Genomic DNA, 26,969 nt, shown 5'->3' on the forward strand with positions numbered 1-26,969 from the left:
AGGATTTTGCGCAGTCAGGGCCACTCAAAGCAGTGGCCCTGCGAGCCAACGATAGCCCAGGGGCGTCGCCAAAACGCCGAGCTAGAGGCTCAGATCGCGGTAGCGCCGCCATCCACCGCCAACGCATGGCCGGTGGTGAAGGCCGCGTTGTCGCAGCACAGATAGAGCACCGCGGTGGCGATCTCCTCCACCTTGCCGATGCGCCCGACTGGGTGCATGGCGGCGGCGAATTCGCCCTTCTTCGGGTCGGCCTGGTAGGCGCGGCGGAACATGTCGGTGTCGATCACCGCCGGGCACACGGCATTGACGCGGATTTTCTTCTTCGCGTACTCCACCGCCGCCGACTTGGTCAGGCCGATCACCGCATGCTTGGAGGCGGCGTAGATGCTCATCTTCGGCGCCGCGCCGAGGCCGGCCACCGAGGCGGTGTTGACGATGGCGCCGCCGCCCTGGGCCAGCAGCAGCGGAATCTGGTGCTTCATGCACAGCCACACGCCCTTGACGTTGACGCCCATGATGGCGTCGAACTCGGCCTCGTTGCCCTCGGCCAGCTTGCCCTGCTCGATCTCGATACCGGCGTTGTTGAAGGCGTAGTCGAGGCGGCCATGGGCGGCGATCACCGCCTCCATCAGCGCCTTGACCTCGGCGTCACGGGTCACGTCGCAGCGCACGAAACGCGCCTCGCCGCCAGCCGCGCGGATCAGCTCGACGGTGCCCTCGCCGCCCGCGGCGTCGACGTCGGAAACCACCACCTTGAGGCCCTCGGCGGCGAATGCCAGGGCGGTGGCGCGGCCGATGCCGGCGGCGCCGCCGGTGACCAGGGCGACCTGGCCGGAGAAGGTCATGCTCATATCTGCTTCCTCGCAGCGATTGAAAGTCGCGACGAGTCTAGCTAGCGCGCCGGGCGGCGAGCAGCACTATCAGGCTTTGGAGTGCAGGACCATGCAGGGAACTGATAAAGGCCCGCGGGCCTTTATCAGTCGGATGGATGCAGCGCCCAAATCAGGCGCCGAGCTCGGCCACCACCGCAACCAGCGCCTGCGCCGGATCGGCGGCCTGGCTGATCGGCCGGCCGATCACCAGGTAGTCGGCGCCGGCGTCCAGCGCCTGGCGCGGGGTGAGAATGCGTTTCTGGTCGTCGGCGGCGCTGCCGGCCGGGCGGATACCCGGGGTAACCAGCTGCAGGCGCGGTTGCGCGACCTTCAGCGCGCGGGCCTCCTGCGCCGAGCAGACCAGGCCGTCGAGGCCGGCTGCGGCGGCCAGGCCGGCCAGGCGCAGCACCTGCTCCTGCGGCGGCACGTCCAGGCCGATGCCGGCCAGGTCCTGCTGCTCCATGCTGGTCAGCACGGTCACACCGATCAGCAGCGGCTTGTTGCCGGACAGCTTGTCCAGCTCCTCGCGGCAGGCGGCCATCATGCGCAGGCCGCCTGCGCAGTGCACATTGACCATCCACACGCCCAGCTCGGCCGCGGCCCTGACCGCCATCGCCGTGGTATTGGGGATGTCGTGGAATTTCAGGTCGAGGAACAGCTCGAAGCCCTTGGCCTGCAGCGCCTCGACCACCTGCGGGCCGCAGCGGGTGAACAGCTCCTTGCCTACCTTGACCCGGCACAGCGCGGGGTCGAGGCGCTCGGCCAGGGCCAGGGCGGCGTCACGGCTGGGGAAGTCGAGGGCGACGATGATCGGGGTCTGGCAGGCAGGCATGGCGGGTCTCGGCAAGTCAAAAACGCCGCGCATTGTAACGCAAAGACGCACGACGCTGGGATGAGCCGGGCAACCGCAGGCGGGGCTCTAGCGGCGAGAGATCCTGCACCGGCACGGTCGCGGCTAAAGCCCCTCCCACATGAGCCGCGCCAACCGCCCTCAGGCGCTAAGCCGCTCGCGCAGGCGGCCGAGCATGCCCAGCAGGCTGCCGACCTTCTCCCGCTCGCGCTCGTCGCGCGGCGCCTCGGCCAGGCGGGTGACCAGTTGCGCCGGCTGCGCGCGCCAGATCAGCGCCTGCTCGGCGGCGGCCTTGAGGCCCTTGTCGAACAGGCCGCGGCGGATCGGCTTGGGCAGGTAGCGGAAAATCTGCGCCTCGTTGATCAGCTTGAGCAGTGCCTGGGTGTCGCGAAACGGCGTGATCACCAGGCTGAGCAGGCGCGGATGGGCCTGGGCCAGGCCCTTGAGCAGCGGCGCACAGTCCTCGCCGGCCAGCTTGAGGTCGCTGACCAGGATGTCCACCGCCTCGTTGTTCAGCTGCAGCATGGCCTCGGCCAGGTTGCGCGCGCGCAGCAGGCGGTGGCCGCCGGCCACGCAGAACTCGCCGACCGCCGCCAGGGTCTCGGCCTCGTCGTCGAGCAGCAACAGGGTCAGCGGCGCGGCCTGGGCGCTGATCGCCGGCACGCTGGGCGCCTGCGCCTGGCGCGCGGCGATCTCGGCGGCCTGGCGCAGGGTGAAGGCCATCTCCTGCGGGTCCCAGGGCTTGGTCAGATAGCGGAAGATGCCGCCGCTGTTGAGCGCCTCCACCGCGGCGTCCAGGTCGGAGTAGCCGGTAAGCAGGATGCGCAGGCAATCCGGGGCGACCTCGCGGGCCTGGGCCAAGAGTTCTGCGCCGCTCATCTGCGGCATGCGCTGGTCGCTGACCAGGATCTGCACCGACTCCTCGCGCAGGCGCTCGAGGGCGCGCCGCGGATCGCTCTCGGTGAGCACCTGGTACTGGCGGCGGAACTGCAGCGCCAGGCTGCGCAGGATGCGCTCCTCGTCGTCGACGAAGAGGATGCGGATGGGGGCGGTCATGTCAGGCGCTCCTTGGCATGGCGACGGCGGGCGGCAGCGGCAGGCTGATGAGAAAGCGCGTGCCGCGCCCGGGTTCGGAGGCGACGCGGATTTGCCCGCCGTGGTCCTGGACGATCTTGTAGCTGATCGACAGGCCCAGGCCGGTGCCCTGGCCGACCGGTTTGGTGGTGAAGAAGGGATCGAAGATCTTCGCCAGCACCGCCGGCGGCATGCCGCGGCCGTTGTCCTGCAGCGAGATGTGCAGGCCACGGGCGTCGGCCCAGCTGCCGATCTGGATGCGCCCGCGGCCCTCGATGGCCTGGGCGGCATTGGTCAGCAGGTTGAGCAGCACCTGGTTGATCTGCGACGGCGCGCAGGCGATGCGCGGCAGCTCGCCGAGCCGCTGGACCACCTCGGCCTTGTCCTTGATCTGGTGGCGGGCGATCAGCAGCGCGCTGCGGATGCAGTCGTTGAGGTCGACCTCCTCGCTCAGCGCGCGGTCCAGGCGGGCGAAGTCCTTGAGCCCCAGCACCAGCTCGGCGATCTGTTCCAGGCCGTAGCGGGTGTCGTTCAGCAGCTGATTCAGGTCGTCCGCCAGCAGCTCCGGCGCCGCCGCCTGGCGCGCCTGCTCGGCGGCGGCCAGGGCATCGGCGAGGTCCGCTTCGGCGCAGGCCGGATCGTTCAGGCACTGGCCCAGCCGGGCCTGCGCCGCGGCCAGCTCGAACAGCGGCGCGCTCAGTTCGCCCAGCAGCTGCACGTTGTTCTTCACGTAGCCCAGCGGCGTGTTCAGCTCGTGGGCGACGCCCGCCACCATCTGCCCCAGCGAGGCCATCTTCTCCGACTGCAGCAGCTGCGCCTGGGACTCCTTGAGGTCGACCAGGGCCTGGCGCAGCACCCGGTTGCGCTGGGCCACGCGCGCCTCCATGGCCTTGAGCAGGTCGAGCACGGTGCCCAGGCCGCTGTACCGGCCCTGGTCGTCGACCAGGATGAAATCCTCGGTGATGGGGTACTGCAGCTGCCCGGTGACCTGCTTGGCCGCCTCCTCCAGACTGGTGGCGAGGCTGACGATCAGCGGCGCGGGGTTCATCACCTCGCCCACCGGATGGCGCCCGCGCAGGTCGCGACCGAAACGCTGCATGAAGATGTCCTGCAGCTTGGAACGGCTGACCAGGCCCAGCGGCCGGCCATCGGCGTCGACCACCGGCAGGGAGAGGAAGGCGCGGTGCTCGGCGGTCAGCAGGCGGTCGGCGACCTCGCTGATGCTCATCGCCGCGGCGAGCGGCGCCACCGGCCGCAGTAGCGATTGCAGAGCGCTGGCACTCATGAACGGACTCCCCCTGTGCTCGGAAAGCCGCCATTCAAACAGCGTCAAGTTGCCATCATGTGACAGGCCTCACAGCTGCGCGCCCTGGCCCGGTGCAGTGCCCGCCCCAGCGCACCGACATGCATCGGCCCGGCGACCGCCGCCCTGGCTGCAGGCCGCGGCAAACCTGGCCCCGTCGCGCCTGGCATGGGCACTGCACGGCAACCCCGTCGTTCTCCGCACGGGTTGCAGCCATGCCCTACCAGACCACCGTCGGCCACCTGGTCTACCGCTTCGCCGACCTCAAGACCCTGCTGGCCAAGGCCAGCCCGGCGCGCTCCGGCGATTACCTGGCCGGCCTCGCCGCCGCCACCTACGAGGAGCGCATGGCGGCCAAGCTGGCCCTGGCCGAGGTGCCGCTGAGCGCTTTTCTGAACGAGGCGCTGATTCCTTATGAGCAGGACGAGGTCACCCGGCTGATCCTCGACCGCCACGACGCGGCCGCCTTCGCCCCGATCGGCCACCTGAGCGTCGGCGAGTTGCGCGATTGGCTGCTGCTGGAGCGCACCGATAGCGCGCGCCTGGCCGCCGTGGCGCCGGGGCTGACGCCGGAGATGGTCGCCGCGGTGAGCAAGCTGATGCGCAATCAGGACCTGATCCTGGTGGCCAGCAAATGCCAGGTGGTCAGCCGTTTTCGCAACACCCTGGGCCTGCCCGGTCATCTGGCCGTGCGCCTGCAACCCAACCACCCCACCGACGACATGCGCGGCATCGCCGCCAGCCTGCTCGACGGACTGCTCTACGGCGCCGGCGACGCCTGCGTGGGCATCAACCCGGCGAGCGATTCGCTGCCGACCCTGATGCGCCTGTGGCAGATGCTCGACGAGGTGCGCCAGCACTTCGACATCCCCATGCAGAGCTGCGTGCTGACCCACGTCACCACGCAGATCCAGGCCATCAAGGCCGGCGCGCCGGTGGACCTGGTGTTCCAGTCCATCGCCGGCAGCGAGGCGGCCAACGCCGGCTTCGGCGTGTCCCTGGCGATTCTGCGCGAGGCGCACGAGGCGGCGTTGTCGCTGGGGCGCGGCACGCTCGGCGACCACTGCATGTACTTCGAGACCGGCCAGGGCAGCGCGCTGTCGGCCGGCGCTCACCATGGCGTCGACCAGCAGACCTGCGAGGCCCGCGCCTATGCGGTGGCCCGCGAATTCCGCCCGCTGCTGGTCAACAGCGTGGTCGGCTTCATCGGCCCGGAATACCTCTACGATGGCAAGCAGATCGTCCGCGCCGGCCTGGAGGATCACTTCTGCGCCAAGCTGCTGGGCCTGCCGATGGGCTGCGACGTGTGCTACACCAACCATGCCGAGGCCGACCAGGACGATATGGACAACCTGCTGACCCTGCTCGGCGCGGCCGGGGTCAACTTCGTCATGGGCATCCCCGGCGCCGACGACATCATGCTCAACTACCAGAGCACCTCGTTCCACGACGCCCTCTATCTGCGCCAGGTGCTGGGCCTGAAACGCGCCCCCGAGTTCGACGCCTGGCTGGCGCGCATGGCCATCGCCGAACCCGGCGGCCGCCTGCGCGAGATCGGCCGCGGCCATCACCTGCTCCGGCAACTGCCGCAGCTTTCCGGAGCCGCCTGATGAACGAGTCCGATCTGATCCAGCACAATCCCTGGGACGAGCTGCGCGCCCACACCTCGGCGCGTATCGCCCTCGGCCGCGTCGGCTGCAGCCTGCCCACCGCCGAGGTGCTCAGATTCGGCCTGGCCCACGCCCAGGCGCGCGACGCCGTGCACCGCCCGCTGGACTTCGCCGCGCTCAAGCAGCAGCTGCACGGCGCCGGGTTTCGTACGCTGAAGGTGCGCAGCAACGCCGAGGACCGCCAGAGCTACCTGCTGCGCCCGGATCACGGCCGCCACCTGCACGACGACTGCCGCGTGCAGCTGCAGCACGAGCTACCGGCGCCGGAGCTGGCCATCGTCCTGGCCGACGGCCTGTCGGCCATCGCCGTGCAGCGCCACGCCCTGCCGCTGCTGCAGGCCTTTCGTGAGAGGTTCCAGACCGACTGGGCCAACACCCCGATGGTGCTCGCCGAACAGGGCCGCGTGGCCATCGGCGACGGCATCGGCGAGGCGCTGCGCGCGCGCCTGGTGATTGTCATGATCGGCGAACGCCCGGGGCTGAGCTCGCCGGACAGCCTCGGCCTGTACCTGACCCACGCGCCGCGCATCGGCTGCCCGGACAGTGCGCGCAACTGCATCTCCAACGTGCGCCCCGAAGGTCTGCCCTACGCGCTGGCGGCGCACAAGCTCGACTACCTGACGCGCCAGGCCCTGCGCCTGCACCTGAGCGGCGTGCAACTGAAGGACGACAGCACGCTGCAGGCGCTGCCGCCCGCCTGACAAGGCGCCGGCGGCAGGTTAAGGTGGAGTTCCCGCCACTTCAGAGGAACTCACCATGCCCTGGTACGCCTGGCTTATCCTGGCCCTGGCCTTGGGCTCCATCCTCGGCAGCCTGCTGCTGTTGCGCGACACGGCGAAGAAGCTGCCGCTGAGCGAGGAGCAACTCAAACGCATCCGCGAGCGCAGCGCCGAGCAGGATGCCAAGGATGCGCGCGAGCGCTAGCCTGGCGCTGCTGGCCCTGCTCGCCGGCTGCGCCGGGCAGGCGCCGCCGACGACCGACGACGGCTGCTCCCAGGCCTTCGCCGCCTGGCAGGGCGCCAGCGCCACCGCGCGCGACAGCCGCTACCGCCCGGTTGCCGGTTTTCCCGGCCTGCGCAGCGACCGCCTCGCCGCCGCATTGGGCGAGCAGGCGCACAGCGCCGCACAGCGCCGCCTGTGGCTGGCGCAGCTGGCCGGCAACGACCGCGACGCCCAGGCCGTGGAACAGGCGACGCTGGGCCGCGCACCAAGCGCGGCACTGGAGACCTGTCGCCAGCGCCAGCAGGCCCGCCTGCTGACCGACGCCGCCGCCTTCGAGCGCCTGCGCCGGGCCGCCCGCGTCGAGGACGACTATCGTCCCTGGGCCAGATGGCTCGGCCTCTATCCGCTGGCGGCGCCCGTCTACCGTCGCGCCATCGCCGCCTGGCAGGCCGAAAGCGCCGCCGCGCGCGCCCCCGCCGACGGCCCCCAGTGGCTGAGCTACCAGCCGCCGGCCACAACCGCGCCGCCAGTCGCAGCGCTGGCGCACGATGCCCTCGGCCTGCCGCAGCCCGATGCCGCGCAGCGCCAGGCACTGCTCGCCCGCCATGCGCCGCAGCTGCTGATCGAGCAGCGCAGCCGCGCCGACCGCATCGGCAGCCCAGGATTCGCCGGCGACGGCCGACGCCGTTTCGCCGACATCGAGCCGCGGCTCTATCGCCAGCTCGGCTGGAGCCGACTCAACGGCCGCTGGCACCTGCAGCTGATCTACCAGTTCTGGTTCGCCCGGCGCCCCGCGGCGCATGCCCTGGATCTCTACGCCGGCGAACTGGACGGCCTGCTCTGGCGCGTCACCCTCGACGCGCGTGGCGGTGCCCTGCTCTACGACAGCATCCACCCCTGCGGCTGCTGGCATGCCTTCTTCCTGCCGGCGGACTCGCCGCTGCGCTTGCGCCAGCCGCCGCAGGCCGAGGCGCGCACGGCGCTGCGCCTGGAGATCGCCGGCGACACGACGCCGAGCCTGTGGCTGCGCGGTGGCGATCACCGCGTGCTGTGGGTCGACGGTCGCCGCCCCGCACGGCCGGCGCTGACCTACGCCTTCGCCGAACTGGACACGCTGCGCAGCCTGCCGCACCCGCAGGGCCGGCGCAGCCTCTACGACCGCCAGGGCCTGGTGCCCGGCAGCGAGCGCCTGGAGCGCTGGCTGCTGTGGCCGTCCGGGGTGCGCTCGGCGGGTGCCATGCGCCAATGGGGGCGCCACGCCACGGCCTTTATCGGCCGCGCCCACTTCGACGATCCCGACCTGTTGCAGCAGTACTTCGGATTTACCGCCACAACCGCGGCCGAATAGACTGCGCCTCCCGCCACAAGGAGGTGCCATGCCCCTGCATCTGCGTCTGCTGTTGCCCTTGTTCGTTCTGGCCACGGGTCTGGCTCTCGGCTTCATTCAACCGCTCGGCCTGCTCATCGGCGCACTGTTCGTCTGTCTCGTCCTCGGCGGCGAGCGCCTGCTGCCCGGCTGGTTGTGGCTGAGCGCGGTGCTGGCCTGCGGCATCGCCCTGGCCGCCCATCTGCTGCCGGGCTTCAGCCCCTGGCCCTTGTGGCAGCCGCGGCGGATCAGTGCGGACGCCGCGCCCTACGCCCTGCGCCTGTCCTGGGACAAGCTGCTGCTGGGCGTCACTTTGCTGGCCTGGTGGCTGGGCCAGCGCCGCGCGCCGACGCTCTCCCGGTCGCGCGCCGGCTGGGCCTGTCTCGCCACCCTGCTGGCGGTGCCGATGCTGGCCCTGGCGCTGGGGCTGGTGGGCTGGCAGCCGAAATGGCCGGACGGCCTGCTGCTGTGGCTGGCGGTGAACCTGGGGGTGGCGGTGCTAGCCGAGGAACTGCTGTTTCGCGGCCTGCTGCAGCGCGCGCTGATTAGGCGTCTGGGCGTCTGGCCGGGGCTGCTGCTGACGGCCGCGCTATTTGGCGCCGCGCACCTGCCGTTCAGCCCGCTGTTCGCCCTGCTGGCGGGCATCGCCGGCCTCGGCTACGGCCTGGCCTTGCACTACAGCGGACGCCTGAGCCTGGCCATCGCCCTGCACGGCGCGGTCAATCTGCTGCATATCCTGCTGTTGAGCTATCCGCTGCGGCTGGCATGACGGCGATGCGGTAGGGCGAGAAGATCCGCGCCAGCTCGCCCTTGACGCGCAGGGTCTCGAGCAACTCGGCGAAGCGCGCGGCACTCAGCGGCGCACCGGGGCGGATCAGCGCATGGTGGCGGTAGACCTGGTCGATGCGTTCGGAAATCAGCAACTGCCGCGCGTGCTCGCGGTTGCGCTTGATGAAGTCGTAGAGGTTGGAGCGGGTCACCAGGGCGATATCGGCGCGGCCGCGCAGCACCATCAGCAGGTTGCTGTCGTGGGAATGGCCGAGGTTGGCGTTGAAGGTCCTGGTGAGAAATTCCGGGTCGCTGTTGAAGTCGGCGAAGCCGTAGTGATAACCGCGGTACAGCGCCAGGCGCTTGCCCTGCAGTTGGTCGAAGTAGTCCTGGCCGCGCAGCTCCTCGTCGCGGGCGACGAACAGCTCGGCGTCTTCCAGGCCCATGTCCACCGCCTCGAAGTCGATGCCCTGCCAGCCCCAAGCGGGATTCTCGAAGATGGCCATGTCGATGCGCCCGCGCTGCAGGTCGCTGAAGCGGCGGACGATGGCGGTCGGCAGCATGACGAAGTGGTAGTCGCTCTGCTCGCGGTTGAGCGCCTCCAGCAACTGCGGCAGCAGCCCGCTGGACTCCTGCAGGTTGGACTTGACCACGTAAGGCGGGAAATGCGCGCCGCCGACGTGCACCACTTCGGCGGCGGCCAGCGCGCCGGCGAGCAGCAGACCGGTCGCAGCCAAGCCCATGCCAATCCACTGCCGCAAGCGCCGCATATCGACTCCCCCAAAATCCTTCTTCTAGTTAGTGGCAGCCTACTCCAGTCGTCCCACGAGCGACCAGATGGTTTTTCAGTCAGGCGCGGTTTTATCGCCGAGGGTCAGGTGATAACGACGCAATAGCCTCGTCAATTCGCCATCGGCCTGTAATCTTGCCAGCAACTGCGCCATCTGTTGCGGCGTCAGCGGACCGTCCGGGCGCAGCAGCACCTCGTGCCGGTAGACCTGATCGAGGCGCTCGGACACCAGCAAGCCGGCCGCCGCCTGCGGATAGCGTTCCAGGTACAGCTGCAGATAGGAACGGGTGATCACCGCGACATCGGCACGCTGCCGTTGCAGCAGGCGCAGGTTGCTGTCGTGGGAATAGGTCAGCACCGCTTTGAAGGTGCGCCCGAGGTAGCCCTGGTCGGCGTTGTAGCCGGCGAAGCCATAGTGATAGCCGCTGTACAGGGCCATGCGCTTGCCGGCGAAATCGGCGAAGTACTCCTGGCCGCGTCCCGGCACGGCGGCGGCGACGTAGACCTCGGCATCCTCGATATCCAGCGGCAGGCCGAGATGGGGCGTGTCCTGCCAGCCCCACTGGCTGGACTCGAACAGGATCAGGTCGTAGCGCCCGCTCTGCAGGTCGCGGTAACGCCGCGTGGCCGAGGTCGCCACCAGCACGAAGCGGTACTCGTCCTGCAGGTGGTTCAGCGCCTGCAGCAGCTCCGGCACCAGGCCGCGCGGCTGCGGCGCCTCGGGTTTGAACAGATAGGGCGGGAAGTGATAGCCGCCGACGCGCACGGCCTGCGCGGCATCGGCCGCGAAGGCGTGCAACAACAGGCAGGCAAACAGGCAAACGACTAACGCGCGCAAACTCGACCTCTCGTCACGGAACACAGAGCGGAAATCAGACGAACGTCCCGTGTTCGAAGCCGACGCAGCGGCAGTTGCACTAGAGCCTAGACCAATTTGCTCAAGCGTCCTTGCACACCAGCGACAAGGCTTCCTCGGCCAGTTGATCGAGGCTCATCGGCCCCTGCGGGCGGAACCAGGTGGTGGTCCAGCTCAGCGCACCGGTGAGGAAACGCCGCTGGATAAAGGGATCGCCCTGGAAGTAACCGGCTTCGCGGGCCTCGCCCAGCACCTGCAGCCAGATCTGCTCGTAGGTGTCGCGCAGCGCCAGCACCTGCGCCTGGCCCTCGTCCGACAGCGAGCGCCACTCGTACACCAGCACCGCCATGGCCTCGCCGGTGCCGCCCATGATCGACTGCAGCTCGCAGCGGATCAGCGCCAGCAGCCGCTCGCGGGTGCCCTGCGCCTCGGCCAGCGCGGCGCGCATCAAGGCGGTGTTGTAGAGGATGGTTTCCTCCATCACCGCCTTGAGGATCTCGTCCTTGCTCTTGAAGTGATGAAAGATGCTGCCCGACTGGATGCCCACCGCGCCGGCTAGGTCGCGCACCGTGGTGCGTTCGAAGCCCTTGCTGCGAAACAGGTGGGCGGCCATCTGCAGCAGCTTGCCCCGGGCGCTGTCCGGGTCGGTGACGCGACCGCCTTCGACCAGCTCCTGCATCACCGCCTGAGCCTTGTGTTCGTCCACGCTGACTTCTCCTGGTATTGGCTACGCCGCGGCCGCCCGTTTCTTTCACGGATTCTGCAAGCCGCCGGCAAGTGCTTGTCTTACTTGATGAAATCAATGCAACAAATTTATGCCCCGGCGCCCGACCAAGCAAGCGCTTGGCCGCACTTTTGGCGGGAAAGCCCTCTTTTCCGGCTTTTCAACCAAGCGCTTGCTTGGTAGTGTTGGTTTCAGCTTCCCAACCAGCGACGGACCATCGCCATGAGCAAAACCCTACGCATCGGCTGCGCCTCCGCCTTCTGGGGCGACACCTGCACCGCCGCCGCCCAACTGGTGCGGGGAGCCGAGCTGGATTACCTGGTGTTCGACTACCTGGCCGAGATCACCATGTCGATCATGGCCGGCGCGCGCATGAAGAAGCCGGACGAGGGCTACGCCCGCGACTTCGTCGAGGTGCTGGCGCCGCTGCTGGGCGAGATCGCGCAGAAGAACATCCGCGTGATCAGCAACGCCGGCGGGGTCAACCCGATGGCCTGCGCCGCCGCCCTTAGCGCGGCCTGCGAACAGGCCGGCGTGCAGTTGAAGATCGCCGTGCTGCACGGCGACAACCTGCAGCCCAAGCTCGGCGAACTGGTCAAGGCCGGTACCCGCGAGATGTTCAGCGGCGCGCCGCTGCCGCCCTTCTGCGTGTCGGTCAATGCCTACCTGGGCGCGCCGGGCATAGTCGCCGCGCTGGAACAGGGCGCCGACATCGTCATCACCGGCCGGGTGGTCGACAGCGCGGTGGTCAGCGCCGCCCTGGTGCACGAATTCGGCTGGGCCTGGAGCGACTACGACAAGCTGGCCCAGGCCGCGCTGGCCGGGCATATCATCGAGTGCGGCGCGCAGTGCACCGGCGGCAACTTCACCGACTGGCGCGATGTGCCGGACTACGAACATATCGGTTTCCCCATCGTCGAGGTCGAGGCCGATGGCCGTTTCGTCGTGACCAAGCCGCAGGGTTCCGGCGGCCTGGTCACGCCTTTTACCGTTGGCGAGCAGCTGCTCTACGAGATCGGCGATCCGCGCGCCTATCTGCTGCCGGATGTGATCTGCGACTTCACCCAGGTCGAGCTGAGCCAGGTCGGTGACAACCGCGTGCAGCTCCAGGGCGCACGCGGCCTGCCGCCCACCGACCAGTACAAGGTCAGCGCCACCCACCCGGACGGTTACCGCTGCACCGCCAGCTTCCTGCTGGCTGGCATCGATGCGGTGGCCAAGGCCGAGCGGGTCAGCCAGGCGATCATCAACAAGACCGAAGAGATGTTCGCCGAACGTGGCTGGGGCCGTTACCAGGAGGTCAGCGTCGAGCTACTGGGTAGCGAGGCCACCTATGGTGCCCACGCTCGGCGCCAGGACAGCCGCGAGCTGGTGGTGAAGATCGCCGTGCGTCATGCCAAGAAGGAGGCGCTGGTGCTGTTCTCCCGCGAGATCGCCCAGGCCGCCACCGGCATGGCGCCGGGTCTGACCGGCATAGTCGGCGGCCGCCCCACCGTCTATCCGGTGATCCGCCTGTTCAGCTTCCTGGTGGACAAGAGCGCCTGCGCCCTGAGCGTCGAGATGGGCGGCGAGCGCCAGCCGGTCGCCCTGCCCCAGGTCGATGCCTTCGACCCCGAGCAACTGCACGCACCGGCCGCCTTGCCCGTACCGACGGGCGAAGCCGACGCGGCCGTGCCGCTGATCCGCCTGGCCGTGGCCCGCTCCGGCGACAAGGGCAACCACAGCAATATCGGCGTGATGGCGAGAAGGCCCGAATACCTGGCGTGGATCGCCGCTGCGCTGACCCCCGAAGCCGTGGCCAAGTGGATGGCGCATACCCTGGACGCCGAACAGGGCCGCGTCAGCCGCTGGTACCTGCCGGGCAGCCACAGCCTCAACTTCCTGCTGGAAAACGCCCTGGGCGGTGGCGGCGTCGCCAGCCTGCGCATCGACCCGCAGGGCAAGGCCTTTGCCCAGCAATTGCTGGAATTCCCGGTGCCGGTGCCCAAGGCGCTGGCGCAAACCTTGAATGGTGCGCACGGCGCACCCTACACCTCGTAGGGTGCGCTGCGCGCACCGGCATCAGTCAGGACAACAATAAAAATGCCATATGACTCCGTATTCAAACCTGGCCTGTTCGCAGGCCAGACCATCCTGGTTACCGGCGGTGGCAGCGGTATCGGTCGCTGCGTGGCCCACGAGCTGGCCCATCTCGGCGCCCACGTGGTGCTGGTCGGGCGCAAGCAGGAAAAACTGGAGAAAACCTGCGCCGAGATCATCGAAGACGGCGGCAGCGCCAGCTTCCAGGTCTGCGACATCCGCGACGAAGACGCGGTGAAGGCCATGGTCGGCGCGGTGCTCGCGCAGCGCGGACGCATCCACCAGCTAGTCAACAACGCCGGCGGCCAGTTCCCCGCGCCGTTGATCGGCATCAACCAGAAAGGCTTCGAGACCGTGGTGCGCACCAACCTGGTGGGCGGCTTTCTGGTGGCCAAGGAAGTCTTCCTGCAAAGCATGAGCAAGCACGGCGGCGCCATCGTCAACATGCTCGCCGACATGTGGGGCGGCATGCCCGGCATGGGCCATTCGGGGGCGGCGCGGGCGGGAATGGAGAACTTCACCAAGACCGCCGCCTACGAGTGGGGCCACGCCGGCGTGCGGGTCAACGCCGTGGCGCCGGGCTGGATCGCCTCCAGCGGCATGGACACCTACCCCGAGTCGATGAAGAACATGATCCGCAACCTCAAGGATCACGTGCCGCTGCAGCGCATCGGCAGCGAGTCCGAGGTGGCCGCGGCCATCGTCTTTCTACTGACGCCGGGAGCCAACTTTATCAGCGGCAACTGCATCCGCATCGATGGCGCGGCCAGCCAGGGCACCCGTGCCTGGACGCTGGGCAAGGCGAGAAACAGCGAGCCCTATAACGGTTTCCACCGGGCCTACCTGCCCGATGTACTGAAAGATCAGGAGTAAGGCGATGCCCGTGATCCAATCGGAAATCGACGTGCATGGCGACGCCTTCGCGCAGAACCGCGCGGCCATGCTGGCGGCCGTTGCGGCCTTCCGCGACGTCGAGCAGAAGGTGCTGGACAAGGCGCAGGAAGCCAAGGCCAAGTTCGACAAGCGCGGCCAGTTGCTGCCGCGTGAACGCCTCAACCTGCTGCTCGATGCCGGCGCGCCCTTCCTCGAGCTGGCCTCGCTGGCCGGCTACAAGCTGCACGACGACAAGGACGGCAGCCAGGCCGGCGGCGGCCTGATCGCCGGCATCGGCTACATCGCCGGTGTGCGTTGCCTGGTGATCGCCAACAACAGCGCGATCAAGGGCGGCACCATTTCCCCCACCGGCCTGAAGAAATCCCTGCGCCTGCAGCAGATCGCCTTCGAGAACAAGCTGCCGGTGGTGACCCTGGCCGAGAGCGGCGGCGCCAACCTCAACTACGCCGCCGACATCTTCGTCGAGGGCGCGCGCGGCTTCGCCAACCAGGCGCGCATGTCCGCCATGGGCCTGCCGCAGATCACCGTGGTGCACGGCTCCAGCACCGCCGGTGGGGCCTACCAGCCCGGCCTGTCGGACTACGTGGTGGTGGTGCGCGGCAAGGCCAAGATGTTCCTCGCCGGCCCGCCCCTGCTCAAGGCCGCCACCGGCGAGATCGCCACCGACGAAGAGCTCGGCGGTGCCGAGATGCACGCCCAGGTCGCCGGCACCGCCGAGTACCTGGCCGAGAACGACGCCGACGGCGTACGCCTGGCGCGCGAGATAGTCGGCATGCTGCCGTGGAACCAGCAGTTGCCGGCGCGCCCGGCGAAAGCCTGGCGCGAGCCGCTGTACCCGGCCGAGGAACTGCTCGGCCTGGTGCCGGCCGATGCCAAGAAGCCCTACGACGTCAGGGAAATCGTGGCGCGTATCGCCGACGGCTCGGCGTTTCTCGACTTCAAGAACGAGTTCGACAGCCAGACCGTCTGCGGCCACCTGCAGATCGAAGGCCAGGCCTGCGGCTTCATTGGCAACAACGGCCCGATCACCCCGCAGGGTGCGGCCAAGGCGGCGCAGTTCATCCAGCTGTGCGAACAGAGCAACACGCCGATCCTGTTCTTCCACAACACCACCGGTTTTATGGTCGGCACCGAGTCCGAGCGCAGCGGCGTGATCAAGCACGGCTCGAAGATGATCCAGGCCGTGGCCAACGCCACCGTGCCCAAGCTCACCATAGTGGTCGGCGGCTCGTATGGGGCCGGCAACTACGCCATGTGCGGCCGCGGCCTCGACCCACGCTTTATCTTCGCCTGGCCCAACAGCAAGACCGCCGTGATGGGCGGCGCCCAGGCCGGCAAAGTGCTGCGCATCGTCACCGAGGACAAGCACGCCAAGGAGGGCAAGGAAGCCGATCCGAAAATGCTCGACATGCTGGAAACCGTTACCGCGCAAAAGCTCGACAGACAGTCCACCGCCCTCTACGGCACCGCCAGCCTGTGGGACGACGGCCTGATCGACCCGCGCGACACGCGCAAGCTGCTGGGTTTTTTGCTGGACATCTGTGCCGAAGCCAACCTGCGTCCGTTGAAGCAAAGCAGCTTCGGCGTGGCGCGATTCTGACGTAGGTTGGGTTGAGGAGCTTGCGACGAAACCTAACGAGCGGTGCTCATCCCACCGCCGTAACTGAAGCAAACAACGCGTAGGGCTTCGCAGGCTCAGCCCAACCTACGCAACCAACCCCTGGGAGCGCCACGCGCACCCGCCAAGATCACGGTGCGCACCGCGCACCCTACAAGGAGAACAACAATGATCTTCACCCAGGAACACGAAGAACTCCGCCGTACCGTGCGCAACTTCGTCGACAAGGAAATCAATCCGCACGTCGACGCCTGGGAAAAGGAAGGCCGCTTCCCCATCCATGACATCTTCAAGAAGGCCGGCGAGCTGGGCCTGCTGGGCATCTCCAAGCCGGAGAAATTCGGCGGCATGGGCCTGGACTACAGCTACTCGATCGTCGCCGCCGAAGAGTTCGGCACCATCCATTGCGGCGGCATCCCCATGTCCATCGGCGTGCAGACCGACATGTGCACCCCGGCCCTGGCGCGCTTCGGCTCCGACGAGCTGCGCGAGGAGTTCCTGCGCCCGGCCATCGCCGGCGAGATGGTCGGCTGCATCGGCGTCTCCGAAGTCGGTGCCGGCTCCGACGTGGCGGGCCTGAAGACCACGGCGCGCAAGGACGGCGACGACTACCTGATCAACGGCAGCAAGATGTGGATCACCAACTCGCCGTCGGCCGACTTTATCTGCCTCTTGGCCAACACCAGCGACGGCAAGCCGCACGTCAACAAGTCGCTGATCATGGTGCCGATGAACAGCCCCGGCATCAGCGTCAGCCCGCACCTGGACAAGCTGGGCATGCGCAGCTCGGAGACTGCCCAGGTGTTCTTCGACAACGTGCGCGTGCCGCAGCGCTATCGCATTGGGGCCGAAGGCGCCGGCTTCATGATGCAGATGCTGCAGTTCCAGGAGGAACGCCTGTTCGGCGCGGCCAACATGATCAAGGGCCTGGAGCACTGCATCGACGCCACCATCGACTATTGCAAGCAGCGCCACACCTTCGGCGCACCCTTGATCGACAACCAGGTCATTCACTTCCGCCTGGCCGAACTGCAGACCGAGGTCGAGTGCCTGCGCGCGCTGGTCTACCAGGCCACCGAGCAGTACGTGAAGGGCCGCGACGTGACCCGCCTGGCCTCGATGGCCAAGCTCAAGGCCGGCCGCCTGGGCCGCGAGGTGTCCGACGCCTGCCTGCAGTACTGGGGCGGCATGGGCTTCATGTGGGACAACCCGGTGTCGCGCGCCTACCGCGACGTGCGCCTGGTCAGCATCGGCGGCGGTGCCGACGAAATCATGCTCGGCATCATCTGCAAGCTGATGGGCATCCTGCCGGGGAAGAAAAAATAGTTGGGAACGATTTTTAACGTCGCGTAGCGACGGCCCGCAGGGTGGCCGCCAGGGACGGCAGGCCCTAAGAAAGGTTGATCGTAGGGTGGATCACGCTTTATCGATCCACCATGACGGTGGACGTAAAAGGCGACGTCCACCCTACGCACCGTAGGAGCGGCTTCAGCCGCGAACCGCCGAAAGCATAGGTGTCTCCATGAGCAAGCTGCCCCACTGCCAAACCCTGCTGCTAAGCCTCGACGGTGGCGTGCTGCACGTCACCCTTAACCGCCCGGACAGCCGCAACGCCATGAGCCTGGCCATGGTCGGCGAACTGCGCGCCACCCTGGAGGCCGTGCGTCATGATGCGAACGTGCGCGCCCTCGTCCTGCGCGGCGCCGCTGGCCACTTCTGCGCCGGCGGCGATATCAAGGATATGGCCGGTGCGCGGGCCGCGGGTGGCGACGCCTACCGCGAGCTGAACCGCGCCTTCGGCAGCCTGCTGGAGGAGGCCCAGGCCGCGCCGCAGGTACTGGTTGCAGTGTTGGAAGGTGCCGTACTGGGCGGCGGTTTCGGCCTGGCCTGCGTGTCCGACCTGGCCATCGCCGCCAGCGGCGCCAAGTTCGGCCTGCCGGAAACCACCCTGGGCATCCTGCCGGCGCAGATCGCCCCCTTCGTGGTGCGGCGTATCGGCCTGACCCAGGCGCGGCGCCTGGCCCTGACCGCCGCCCGTTTCGACGGTGCCGAGGCCCTGCGCCTGGGCCTGGTGCACTACTGCGAGGCCGATGACGCCGCCCTGCAGCAGCGCCTGGCCGAGACCCTGGCGCAGATTCGCCAGTGCGCGCCCCAGGCCAACGCCCAGACCAAGGCTCTGCTGCTGGCCAGCGAAGGCGAAGCCCTCGGCCCGTTGCTCGACCGCGCCGCCGAGCAGTTCGCCGCCGCCGTGACCGGCGCCGAGGGCATCGAAGGCACCCTGGCCTTTGTGCAGAAGCGCAGCCCGAAGTGGGCTGCCGACTAACCCTGTGGGAGGGGCCGGGCGGCGCTCCGCTTTAGCCGCGGCTGTAGCCCCGTCGCGGCTAAAGCCCCTCCCACGCACGCAAGAACACCGTAGCCCGGATGCAATCCGGGAACACCTGACAGGAGCACGCAGATGCCCGCCTTCAACAAGATCCTGATCGCCAACCGTGGCGAGATCGCCTGCCGGGTGATGCGCACCGCCATCGAACTCGGCTACCGCACCGTGGCGGTGTACTCCGAGGCCGATGCCGACGCGCGCCACGTGCAGATCGCCGACGAAGCCGTGTGCATCGGCCCGGCTCAGGTCAACCAGTCCTATCTGCGCATCGATGCCATCATCGAGGCCGCGCGCAGGACCGGCGCCGACGCCATCCATCCCGGCTATGGCTTCCTCTCCGAGAACGCCGATTTCGCCCGCGCTTGTGAAGCCGCCGGCATCGTCTTTATCGGCCCGACCGTGGAAGCCATCCACCTGATGGGCAGCAAGCGCCTGTCGAAGATCGCCATGCTGGAGGCCGGCGTGCCCTGCATTCCCGGCTACGAAGGCGCCGCCCAGGACGACGAGACCCTGGCCCGCGAAGCCGAGCGCATCGGCTACCCGCTGATGATCAAGGCCAGCGCCGGTGGCGGCGGTCGCGGCATGCGCCTGGTACAGGAATCCAGCGAACTGCTGGGGCAGATCCGCACCGCCCGCTCGGAGGCGCAGAACGCCTTCGGCTCCGGCGAGCTGATTCTCGAACGCGCGGTGATCCGCCCGCGCCATGTGGAGATCCAGGTGTTCGGCGACCAGCACGGCAATATCGTGTATCTGGGCGAGCGCGACTGCTCGGTGCAGCGCCGCCACCAGAAGGTGGTCGAGGAAGCGCCCTGCCCGGTGATGACCGCGGAACTGCGTCGCGCCATGGGCGAGGCGGCGGTCAAGGCCGCCGCGCGGGTCAACTATGTCGGCGCCGGCACCGTGGAGTTCCTGCTCGACGCCAGCGGCGAGTTCTACTTCCTGGAAATGAACACCCGCCTGCAGGTGGAACACCCGGTTACCGAGCTGATCACCGGCCAGGATCTGGTGGCCTGGCAGATTCGCACGGCCTCCGGCCAGCCCCTGCCACTTCGGCAGGACGAAATCCGCCTCACCGGCCACGCCATGGAAGTGCGCCTGTACGCCGAGGATTCGGCGGCGGGCTTCCTGCCGCAAACCGGCCAGGTACTGCGCTGGGAGCCCGAATTGCTGGCCGGCGTGCGCATCGACCACGGTCTGGTCGAGGGCCAGGCCGTCACCCCCTTCTACGATCCGATGCTGGCCAAGGTCATCGCCTACGGCGAAACCCGCGACGAAGCCCGGCGCAAGCTGCTGCGCGCCGTCGAGCAGTGCGTGCTGCTCGGCGTCAACGGCAACCAGCGCTTCCTCGCCAACCTGCTCAAGCACCCGGAATTCGCCGCTGGCAACGCCACCACCGCCTTTATCGCCGAACATTTCGCCGATGATCCCAGCCTTGCCCCGCAACCGCCGCGCAGCGAAGAACTGGCCCTGGCCGCCGCCCTGCTCTACCAGCGTTCGGCGAGTGCGCACGCCCACCAGGGCGAGCTGGCCGGCTGGCGCAGCGCCGGCAGTGCCCCCTGGCGCTTCGTGCTGAAACAGGCGGAACAGCGCATCGAGGTGGAGCTGCAGGTACTCGGCGACGGCACCCAGCCGCGTCTGCTGGCCAAGCTCGGCGAACAGGCGGTGGAACTGACCCTGCTCGCCGCCGATGGTCGCTGGGCCCACGTCGAACTGGACGGTGTGCGCCAGCGCCTGGCCTATCATCTGCAAGGCGACGGCATATGGCTCTACGGCCACAACGGCAACCTGGAGCTGCAGGACATCACCCACGCCCCCGCCACCGGCAGCAGCGCCGCGGCATCCGGCAGCGTCAAGGCACCGATGGATGGCGCCATCGTCGAGGTGCTGGTCGAGGAAGGTACGACTGTCGCCAAAGGCCAGCTGCTGGTGGTGCTGGAGGCGATGAAGATGGAACACCCGCTCAAGGCCGGCGTTGACGGCGTGATCCGCCGGATCGGCGTGAGCCAGGGCGACCAGGTCAAGAATCGCCAGTTGCTGGTGGAGATCGAAGCGGCTGACGCATGACCGTGGGAGGGGCTTTAGCCGCGAGCAGTGTCGGTCGCGGCTAAAGCCCCTCCCACCAGCCCCATAACAACAACACGGAGCACGCCCATGTCACTTTCCGGCAAGACCCTGTTTATCACCGGCGCCAGCCGCGGCATCGGCCGCGAGATCGCCCTCAAGGCCGCCGCCGACGGTGCCAATATCGTCATCGCGGCCAAGAGCGCCGAGCCGCATCCGAAGCTGGAAGGCACCATCCATAGCGTCGCCGCCGAGGTCGAGGGCGCCGGCGGCCAAGCCCTGGCCCTGCAACTGGACGTGCGCGACGAACAGGCCGTGGCCGCCGCCATGGCGCGCGCCGCCGAGCATTTCGGCGGTATCGACGCGCTGGTCAACAACGCCGGGGCGATCAAGCTGGTGGGCGTGGAAAAGCTCGAACCCAAGCGCTTCGACCTGATGTACCAGATCAACACCCGCGCGGTGATGGTCTGCAGCCAGGCGGCGCTGCCGTACCTGAAACAGAGTGCCGGCGGCCATATCCTCAATCTGTCGCCGCCGCTCAATCTGGACGCCAAGTGGTTCGCCCAGCACGGCCCCTACACCGTCAGCAAGTACGGCATGAGCATGCTCACCCTGGGCATGAGCGAGGAGTTCAAGAAGTACGGCATCAGCGTCAACTCGCTGTGGCCGAAGACCATGATCGCCACCGCGGCCATCGAGTTCGAACTGGGCAGCCGCGACGCCTTCAAGCGCGCGCGCACCCCGGCGATCATGGCCGACGCAGCCCACGCGATCCTGGCCAGCCAGGGCCGCAGCATCAGCGGCCGCCTGCTGATCGACGAGGACATCCTGCGCGAACAGGGCGTCAGCGATTTCGAGCACTACCGCTACGATCCCGCCGGCGGCAACCTGGTACCCGATCTGTTTGTCGATTGAACGTGCTGGCTCTCTGCTCCCCTCTCCCATTTGGGAGAGGGGCTGGGGGGAGAGGGAAGGCCTTGCAATTTCATAGCCCGGATGCAATCGGGAAAGAATCTGCACGGTGCCCCGGATTTCATCCGGGCTACGGACTGTGCGCCCATCCGTAGGGTGCGCCGCGCGCACCGCGGACGGCACAAACCCGCAGGTTGTCGCGGTGCGCATGGCGCACCCTACGAGGGCGGAAGGTATTTGCCGATCTGCCCACCGAGGCGCGCACCAGAGCCATGGCTGGCGGATTCAGCGTTGACTAGAGTCAGGACTCGCCTCCAACTAATAACGTCCCAAGTGCGAGTCCCATGAGCCAAGCCGATCTGATCTCCCCCATTCGCTTCCTCACTCATTTGCCGCAGCACCTGCCGCGTGTGCCGCGCATGCTGCGCGGGCTCTACTACGCCGGTATTCGCAATCGCGAGAAGCAGCTGTCGTTGGCCTGGGCGCTGCAGCGCGCCGCGCAGCTGCATCCCGATCGCCCGGCGCTGCTGGACGAGCAACGCCGGCTCAGCTATCGCCAGTTCAACGCCTGGGCCAATCGCCTGGCCTGGGCGTTCAAGGCCGAGGGCGTCTGTCACGGCAGCGTGGTCGCGGTGATGCTGGAGAACCGCCTGGAGCTGCTGGCCATACTCGCCGCGCTGAGCAAGCTCGGCGCGGTCGGCGCGCTGGTCAACACCACCCAGCGCGGCAAGGTGCTGGCGCATAGCTTCAATCTGGTCAAACCCAGCTTCCTGGTAATCGGCGACGAACTGCTCGGCGCCTTCGACGAAATCGTCGACCAGCTGCATGACCAGCAGGCCCGCCACTACTGGATCGCCGACCAGGATTGCCTGGCGGATGCCGGGCAGGCGCCGGCTGGCTGGCGCAATCCGATGCAGCTGGCACGCGGCCAGGCCGAAGACAACCCGCCGGACAGCGCCCTGGTGCGGATGAAGGACCCCTGCTTTCTGATCTACACCTCCGGCACCACCGGCCTGCCCAAGGCCTCGATCATGAGCCACGGCAAGTGGATCAAGGCCTACGGCGGCTTCGGCCACTCCGGCCTGACGCTGAGCGAGCGCGACGTGCTCTACCTGACCCTGCCCTGCTACCACAACAACGCCGTGACCGTGTGCTGGAGCGCGGCGCTGGCCGGCGGCGCGGCCATCGCCCTGCGCCGCAAGTTCTCCGCCAGCGCCTTCTGGAGCGACGTGGCGCGCTATCAGGCCACCTGCTTCGGCTATATCGGCGAGCTGTGCCGCTACCTGCTTAATCAACCCGAGTGCGCCGAGGAGAACAACAACAGCCTGCGCTGCATGATCGGCAATGGCCTGCGCCCGTCGATCTGGGCCGAGTTCAAGCAGCGCTTCGGCGTCGAGCAGATCACCGAGTTCTATGCCTCCAGCGAGGGCAATATTGGCTTCACTAACGTGTTCAACTTCGACAATACCGTCGGCTACACCCCGGCCACCTACGCCATCGTCCGTTACGACCTGGAGAACGATCGGCCGCTACGCGGCAAGAAGGGCTTTCTGCAGAAGGCCGACAAAGGCGAAGCGGGTCTGCTGATCAGCGAGATCAGCGCCAAGTGGCCGTTCGACGGCTACACCGACCCGGCCAAGAGCGAGGCGGCGATCCTGCGCGACGTGTTCAAGCAGGGCGATGCCTGGTTCAACACCGGCGACCTGATGCGCGATATCGGCTGCAAGCACGCGCAATTCGTCGACCGCCTTGGCGACACCTTCCGCTGGAAGGGCGAGAACGTCTCCACCACCGAGGTGGAAAACGTGCTCGGCGCCTTCGCCGGGGTGGAAGATGCGGTGGTCTATGGCGTGGAAATCCCCGACACCAATGGCCGCTGCGGCATGGCCGCGCTGCGCCTGGCGTCCGGTTATGCGCTGGATGGTGCGGCGCTGGCCGCGCACCTGGATCGCGAGCTGCCGGCCTACGCCGCGCCGCTGTTCGTGCGCCTGCTCGGCGAGGTGGAGACCACCGGCACCTTCAAGTACAAGAAGACCGACCTCAAGCAGGCCGGCTACGACCCCAGCCAGGTCGACGGGCCGCTCTACGTGCGCTTGCCCGGCGCGGCGAGCTTCCAGCCGCTGGATGACGAGCTGCATGCGGCCATCGCGCGGCAGACCTATCGTTTCTGAATCCGGACGCGGCGATCCCTAGAGTGCGCCGCGCACCAGCACGCTACTGCTTGAACTCAAACTGCAACTCGGCGCCTTCGATGGACTCCCAGTAGTCGTCCACCCGCTCGTTGCTGATCAGCCGACCGCTGAGCTGGAAGGGGCTGACGGCCTCGGGCTTTTCGCCGAACAAGGGCGGCAGCAGTGGCGAGAGCTCCTCCTGGGTTTCGCTCTCCAGCGCTTGCTCGAACAGCTCCTGCGGCACGCTCAGATCCAGCGCCGGTTTCAGCTCGGCTTCGGGCTCGCGCTGTGGCGCGGCGGCCGGCGTGGGCTTGGCGGCGACCTGAGCCGTGGCGGGCGCCACGGGTTTGGCTTCGGCGGCTTTGGTCGGCGGCGCCAACTCGACGGGCTCAGGCTTGGCAACCTCGGCTGCAGGCGCCTCGACCGGCGCGGCAAGTGGCGCCGGAACAGGCTCGGGCTGCTGCGCCACTGGCTCCGCTGTACGCTCGCAGGCGCTCAGCCAAGCCAGGCACAGCAGCAACGGAAGGGACTTACGCATCATGGGACAAGGGTAACTCGGTCGACGATGCGCTCATGCTCCCCTGCCCGTGCCTGGCTGGCAAGCCGGCTTACACGACTTTTACCTCGCCCGTCATTCATGCGGCGGCTCGGCAGCCAGATGGCTCAGCTCGGCTTCGATATCCAGTTGCGGATAATCGGCCTGCAACTGCTCCAGCACACGCTTTGCCTCGGCCTGCTTGCCCGTACGCCGCAGCTCCAGTAGGCGCAGCAAGGCCTCGCGCGGCTCGCTCTGGCTCACCAACTCGGCCATGGGCGCTATGGCCGCGGTGCTGGCCAGCGGCGCGTCGGCCATCGCGGCCGGTGGCGCCGAGCGTGCCATGACCTCGGCTTTCATCCGTTCCTGAGGTACGGCCATGCGCGCCATCGAGTCGCTCTCGGCGGCACGCTTGGCCGCCATCGGCGCCGGCGCTGCCGGGCTCATGGCCACGCTGGGCGGCACGGCATCGAAGGCCTCCGGGGCCTGCTCCAGGGTGCGCCAGGTCAGGCTGACACCAATCCCGACACAGGCCAGCCCGGCCACCGCCACCGACCAGCGCTGCCGGCCACTGCCGAACAGCCATTGATGCAAGCGCTGCGCCCAACCAGTGCTGGCCGCGGCCGTATCGGGTTGGCTCGCTTCGCGCGCGGCGGCGCTTGCCGCCGCCAGGATGCGTGCGTCCAACTCGGCCGAGGGTTCGCCTTCGCCATGGGCACGAAAATGCGCCAGCAGCGCCTGTTCGTGCTCCAGTGTTTCTCGATCGTGGATCATGCGGACAACTCCTCGGTGGCCAGCAGCCGGCGTAGTTTCTGCAGGGCGTAGCGCAGGCGGCTCTTGACCGTCTCGGCCGGCGTGCGGGTCAGCTCGGCGATCTCGCTCAGCTCCAGGTCGCCATGGGCGCGCAGCAGGAACACCTCGCGCTGGTCGGCCGGCAGGTCCGCCATCGCGGCCTGCAGGCGCTGGCTGTCGCGGCTCAGGCCGAGCTGCTGCTCCGGCCCCGGCTGCGGGTCGGCCTGGGCATGCAGGCCTTCATCGTATTCGTCATGCCCGGCCTGATGGCGGCCCGTCTTGCGCCAGTGGTCGATCAGGCGGTTGCGCGCGATCTGGTACAGCCAGGTCTTGAACAGCACCGCCTCGCGCTGCTCGCTCTGGCTGCGGATCAGGCTCATCCAGGTTTCCTGGAACACTTCTTCGGCCAGGGCGTGATCGCCGCACAGGCCGAGCAGAAAGCGAAACAGACCCAGCCGATGGCGCTGGTAGAGCGCGTTGAAGGCCGCGGCATCGCCGCGGCGGTAACGCCGCAACAAAGCGGCGTCGTCATCCGTGAGAGGTGCGTTCACTGCGGCGCTCGTACAGGGCTGGAAGTGGAGCCGGCAGTGTGCAGGCTCTGGGCGATTTCGGCCAGTTGGATAAATTCGCCACGCAGGCCGAAGCGATCCTCGCCCTTGGCCGAGCGGGCCAGCTCGATGCTCTGCGCCAGGCCGAAATCGCCGGTGTAGCGCCCGTCCTTGAGCTGCTGGGCGAAGGCGGCGACGGCGGCGGCGAAGCGCAGATCCTCGCTGGCGGCGTTCATCGGCTTGGCCTCGGCACGTGCGATAGGTCGCTCCAGCAGGCGGCTGGCCGCCTCGCCTGGGGCCTTGTAGCGAATCCGCAACCAGGCCAGCTCGCCACTCTTGCTCGCGGGCTGGGCATTGGCCTGATAACGCAGTGGCTCCAGCCAGCCTTTACCGCCCGCCGGAACGATCTCGTACAGCGCGGTGACAGTGTGACCGGCGCCAATATCACCGGCATCGACCTTGTCGTTACTGAAGTCCTCGCGCTTGAGCGCACGGTTTTCGTAGCCCAGCAGGCGGTACTCGCTGACCTCGCTCGGGTTGAATTCCAGTTGCAGTTTCACGTCGCTCGCCACGGTGGCCAGGGTCGAGCCGAGCTGATCCACCAGCACCTTGCGTGCCTCGCGCAGGTTGTCGATGTAGGCGTAGTTGCCGTTACCAGCGTCGGCCAGCTGCTCCATCAGGCGCTCGTTGTAGTTGTCCACGCCGAAACCCAGGGTGGTCAGCGAGACACCTGTCTTGCGCTTGTCGGCGGCCAATTGCTTGAGGCTGTCGAAGTCGCTGATGCCGACGTTGAAGTCGCCATCAGTGGCCAGCAGGATGCGATTGATGCCGCCATCGATCAGGTGCTTGCCCGCCTGCTGGTAGGCCAGCTGGATGCCCGACTCCCCTGCCGTCGAGCCACCGGCGCTGAGTTGATCGATGGCCGCACGGATCTTCGCCTTGTCGCTGCCGGGCGTGGAATCGAGCACCACCTGGCTGTCACCGGCATAGGTGACCAGTGACACACGATCCTGCGGGCGCAGCTGCTCGACCAGCAATTTCAGGGTGCCCTGCACCAGCGGCAGGCCTTCGCGGCGCTGCATCGAGCCGGAGACGTCGACCAGAAATACCAGGTTGGCCGGTGGCAGTTCCTCGACGCTGCGATCCGAGGCCTTGATGGCGATCCGCAGCAAACGGGTTTGCGGATTCCAGGGGGTCACCGCCAGTTCGGTACTGACGCCGAAGGGCGCATCGCCGGTCGGCTGCGGATAGGTGTAGGGGAAGTAGTTGACCAGCTCTTCCAGGCGCACCGCATCCTTCGGCGGCAGCTGCCCGCCGTTGAGGAAACGCCGCACGTTGGCGTAGCTACCGGTGTCCACGTCGATGCTGAAGGTGGACACCGGCGTCTCGGCCACGGCGAATACCGGGTTGTCCGCGTAGGCCTGGTACTGCTCGCGCGGTATGTCGCGGTAGCCCGGCGGCAAGGTATCGAGCATGGGACTGGGGACATGGGCGACCTGATTGGGCAGCAGGCTCTCGCGCTTGCGCGTCAGCTCGGCGCGCGCCTCCGCGGCGACCGGCGCCGCCAGGCTGTCGTGCAGCGCGGCGGCCGGGGCGGCGGGCTTGCCCTGCGCCTCGGGCTCGGGACCCGAGGCGCTGCAGGCGGCCAGGGCGAGCAACACACCGGCGGCGGAACCGGCGGCGAGCGGACGAACGAGCAGTAGGGAATAAGCGGACATGGTGCAGCTCCTGGGCAATGGCATGGAACCTTCGCTCAGGTAGACG

24 protein-coding genes are annotated in these 26,969 nt (G+C 68.1%); 13 read left to right on the top strand and 11 right to left on the bottom strand.

Annotated features, from left to right (window positions below; all coding sequences use genetic code 11):
• Positions 1-89 precede the first annotated feature (89 nt).
• The 4 genes from ACIGKL_RS21230 to ACIGKL_RS21245 form a co-directional block, all read right to left on the bottom strand.
• On the bottom strand, positions 90-851 hold the full coding sequence (locus ACIGKL_RS21230) for an SDR family oxidoreductase (RefSeq protein ID WP_397488406.1): 762 nt from the start codon (positions 849-851) through the stop codon (positions 90-92).
• A 151-nt stretch (positions 852-1,002) separates the two neighbouring features.
• Positions 1,003-1,704: an orotidine-5'-phosphate decarboxylase gene (pyrF, locus tag ACIGKL_RS21235; RefSeq protein ID WP_397488407.1), complete on the bottom strand. Its 702-nt coding sequence runs from the start codon at positions 1,702-1,704 to the stop codon at positions 1,003-1,005.
• Positions 1,705-1,863: 159 nt separating this feature from the next.
• Entirely contained in the window at positions 1,864-2,778 is a 915-nt protein-coding gene (locus tag ACIGKL_RS21240) for a response regulator (RefSeq protein WP_397488409.1), read from the bottom strand.
• 1 nt (position 2,779) lies between these two features.
• The gene (locus ACIGKL_RS21245) at positions 2,780-4,081 is read right to left on the bottom strand and encodes a sensor histidine kinase (RefSeq protein WP_397488410.1); all 1,302 of its coding nucleotides are present in this window, start codon (positions 4,079-4,081) and stop codon (positions 2,780-2,782) included.
• Between the two features lie 233 nt (positions 4,082-4,314).
• On the opposite strand from ACIGKL_RS21245, the gene ACIGKL_RS21250 reads away from it, so the two are divergent.
• From ACIGKL_RS21250 to ACIGKL_RS21270, 5 genes are read left to right on the top strand one after another with little or no spacing between them, the layout of a single operon-like run.
• Positions 4,315-5,709, top strand: a complete 1,395-nt coding sequence (locus tag ACIGKL_RS21250; RefSeq protein ID WP_397488411.1) for an ethanolamine ammonia-lyase subunit EutB — start codon at positions 4,315-4,317, stop codon at positions 5,707-5,709.
• Positions 5,709-6,470, top strand: coding sequence for an ethanolamine ammonia-lyase subunit EutC (gene eutC, locus ACIGKL_RS21255; protein ID WP_397488412.1), 762 nt, complete (start codon positions 5,709-5,711; stop codon positions 6,468-6,470). The genes ACIGKL_RS21250 and eutC overlap by 1 nt, the downstream gene beginning before the upstream one ends.
• A gap of 55 nt (positions 6,471-6,525) precedes the next feature.
• Positions 6,526-6,693 (top strand): DUF2897 family protein, encoded by a 168-nt coding sequence (locus ACIGKL_RS21260; RefSeq protein ID WP_397488413.1) that lies wholly within the window; start codon positions 6,526-6,528, stop codon positions 6,691-6,693.
• Positions 6,677-8,059: a hypothetical protein gene (locus ACIGKL_RS21265; RefSeq protein WP_397488414.1), complete on the top strand. Its 1,383-nt coding sequence runs from the start codon at positions 6,677-6,679 to the stop codon at positions 8,057-8,059. The genes ACIGKL_RS21260 and ACIGKL_RS21265 overlap by 17 nt, the downstream gene beginning before the upstream one ends.
• Before the next feature lie 28 nt (positions 8,060-8,087).
• Positions 8,088-8,846, top strand: a complete 759-nt coding sequence (locus ACIGKL_RS21270; RefSeq protein ID WP_397488415.1) for a lysostaphin resistance A-like protein — start codon at positions 8,088-8,090, stop codon at positions 8,844-8,846.
• Here ACIGKL_RS21270 and ACIGKL_RS21275 read toward each other — a convergent pair.
• The 3 genes from ACIGKL_RS21275 to ACIGKL_RS21285 form a co-directional block, all read right to left on the bottom strand.
• Positions 8,797-9,588, bottom strand: a complete 792-nt coding sequence (locus ACIGKL_RS21275) for a substrate-binding periplasmic protein (RefSeq protein ID WP_397488542.1) — start codon at positions 9,586-9,588, stop codon at positions 8,797-8,799. The two genes, ACIGKL_RS21270 and ACIGKL_RS21275, sit on opposite strands and share 50 nt — an antisense overlap.
• 102 nt (positions 9,589-9,690) lie before the next feature.
• The gene (locus tag ACIGKL_RS21280; RefSeq protein WP_397488416.1) at positions 9,691-10,473 is read right to left on the bottom strand and encodes a substrate-binding periplasmic protein; all 783 of its coding nucleotides are present in this window, start codon (positions 10,471-10,473) and stop codon (positions 9,691-9,693) included.
• A 100-nt stretch (positions 10,474-10,573) separates the two neighbouring features.
• Positions 10,574-11,197 carry a TetR/AcrR family transcriptional regulator gene (locus ACIGKL_RS21285; RefSeq protein ID WP_397488418.1) on the bottom strand — a complete coding sequence of 208 codons (624 nt, stop codon included), beginning with the start codon at positions 11,195-11,197 and terminating at the stop codon, positions 10,574-10,576.
• Positions 11,198-11,437: 240 nt separating this feature from the next.
• On the opposite strand from ACIGKL_RS21285, the gene ACIGKL_RS21290 reads away from it, so the two are divergent.
• The 8 genes from ACIGKL_RS21290 to ACIGKL_RS21325 all read left to right on the top strand — a co-directional run bounded on the left by ACIGKL_RS21290 (position 11,438) and on the right by ACIGKL_RS21325 (position 23,330).
• Entirely contained in the window at positions 11,438-13,255 is a 1,818-nt protein-coding gene (locus tag ACIGKL_RS21290; protein WP_397488420.1) for an acyclic terpene utilization AtuA family protein, read from the top strand.
• A 42-nt stretch (positions 13,256-13,297) separates the two neighbouring features.
• Entirely contained in the window at positions 13,298-14,167 is an 870-nt protein-coding gene (locus ACIGKL_RS21295) for an SDR family oxidoreductase (RefSeq protein WP_397488421.1), read from the top strand.
• Between the two features lie 4 nt (positions 14,168-14,171).
• Entirely contained in the window at positions 14,172-15,788 is a 1,617-nt protein-coding gene (gene atuC, locus ACIGKL_RS21300) for a geranyl-CoA carboxylase subunit beta (RefSeq protein WP_397488423.1), read from the top strand.
• A 186-nt stretch (positions 15,789-15,974) separates the two neighbouring features.
• Positions 15,975-17,132, top strand: a complete 1,158-nt coding sequence (gene atuD, locus ACIGKL_RS21305) for a citronellyl-CoA dehydrogenase (RefSeq protein ID WP_397488424.1) — start codon at positions 15,975-15,977, stop codon at positions 17,130-17,132.
• Between the two features lie 196 nt (positions 17,133-17,328).
• The gene (gene atuE, locus ACIGKL_RS21310; RefSeq protein ID WP_397488425.1) at positions 17,329-18,129 is read left to right on the top strand and encodes an isohexenylglutaconyl-CoA hydratase; all 801 of its coding nucleotides are present in this window, start codon (positions 17,329-17,331) and stop codon (positions 18,127-18,129) included.
• A gap of 132 nt (positions 18,130-18,261) precedes the next feature.
• Positions 18,262-20,250 carry a geranyl-CoA carboxylase subunit apha gene (gene atuF / locus ACIGKL_RS21315; protein ID WP_397488426.1) on the top strand — a complete coding sequence of 663 codons (1,989 nt, stop codon included), beginning with the start codon at positions 18,262-18,264 and terminating at the stop codon, positions 20,248-20,250.
• A gap of 87 nt (positions 20,251-20,337) precedes the next feature.
• Positions 20,338-21,162 carry an SDR family oxidoreductase gene (locus tag ACIGKL_RS21320; RefSeq protein WP_397488427.1) on the top strand — a complete coding sequence of 275 codons (825 nt, stop codon included), beginning with the start codon at positions 20,338-20,340 and terminating at the stop codon, positions 21,160-21,162.
• Positions 21,163-21,503: 341 nt separating this feature from the next.
• Positions 21,504-23,330: a long-chain-acyl-CoA synthetase gene (locus tag ACIGKL_RS21325; RefSeq protein WP_397488428.1), complete on the top strand. Its 1,827-nt coding sequence runs from the start codon at positions 21,504-21,506 to the stop codon at positions 23,328-23,330.
• Positions 23,331-23,373: 43 nt separating this feature from the next.
• Here the strand turns inward: ACIGKL_RS21325 and ACIGKL_RS21330 are convergent, their stop codons facing one another.
• The 4 genes from ACIGKL_RS21330 to ACIGKL_RS21345 form a co-directional block, all read right to left on the bottom strand.
• The gene (locus tag ACIGKL_RS21330) at positions 23,374-23,868 is read right to left on the bottom strand and encodes a hypothetical protein (RefSeq protein WP_397488429.1); all 495 of its coding nucleotides are present in this window, start codon (positions 23,866-23,868) and stop codon (positions 23,374-23,376) included.
• 93 nt (positions 23,869-23,961) lie between these two features.
• Positions 23,962-24,639, bottom strand: coding sequence for a hypothetical protein (locus ACIGKL_RS21335; protein ID WP_397488430.1), 678 nt, complete (start codon positions 24,637-24,639; stop codon positions 23,962-23,964).
• Positions 24,636-25,208, bottom strand: a complete 573-nt coding sequence (locus tag ACIGKL_RS21340) for an RNA polymerase sigma factor (RefSeq protein ID WP_397488431.1) — start codon at positions 25,206-25,208, stop codon at positions 24,636-24,638. The genes ACIGKL_RS21335 and ACIGKL_RS21340 overlap by 4 nt, the downstream gene beginning before the upstream one ends.
• Positions 25,205-26,923, bottom strand: a complete 1,719-nt coding sequence (locus tag ACIGKL_RS21345) for a von Willebrand factor type A domain-containing protein (protein WP_397488432.1) — start codon at positions 26,921-26,923, stop codon at positions 25,205-25,207. The genes ACIGKL_RS21340 and ACIGKL_RS21345 overlap by 4 nt, the downstream gene beginning before the upstream one ends.
• Between the last annotated feature and the right edge of the window lie 46 nt (positions 26,924-26,969).

Source organism: Pseudomonas sp. NPDC077186 (genome assembly GCF_044543505.1).
Taxonomy (GTDB): domain Bacteria; phylum Pseudomonadota; class Gammaproteobacteria; order Pseudomonadales; family Pseudomonadaceae; genus Aquipseudomonas.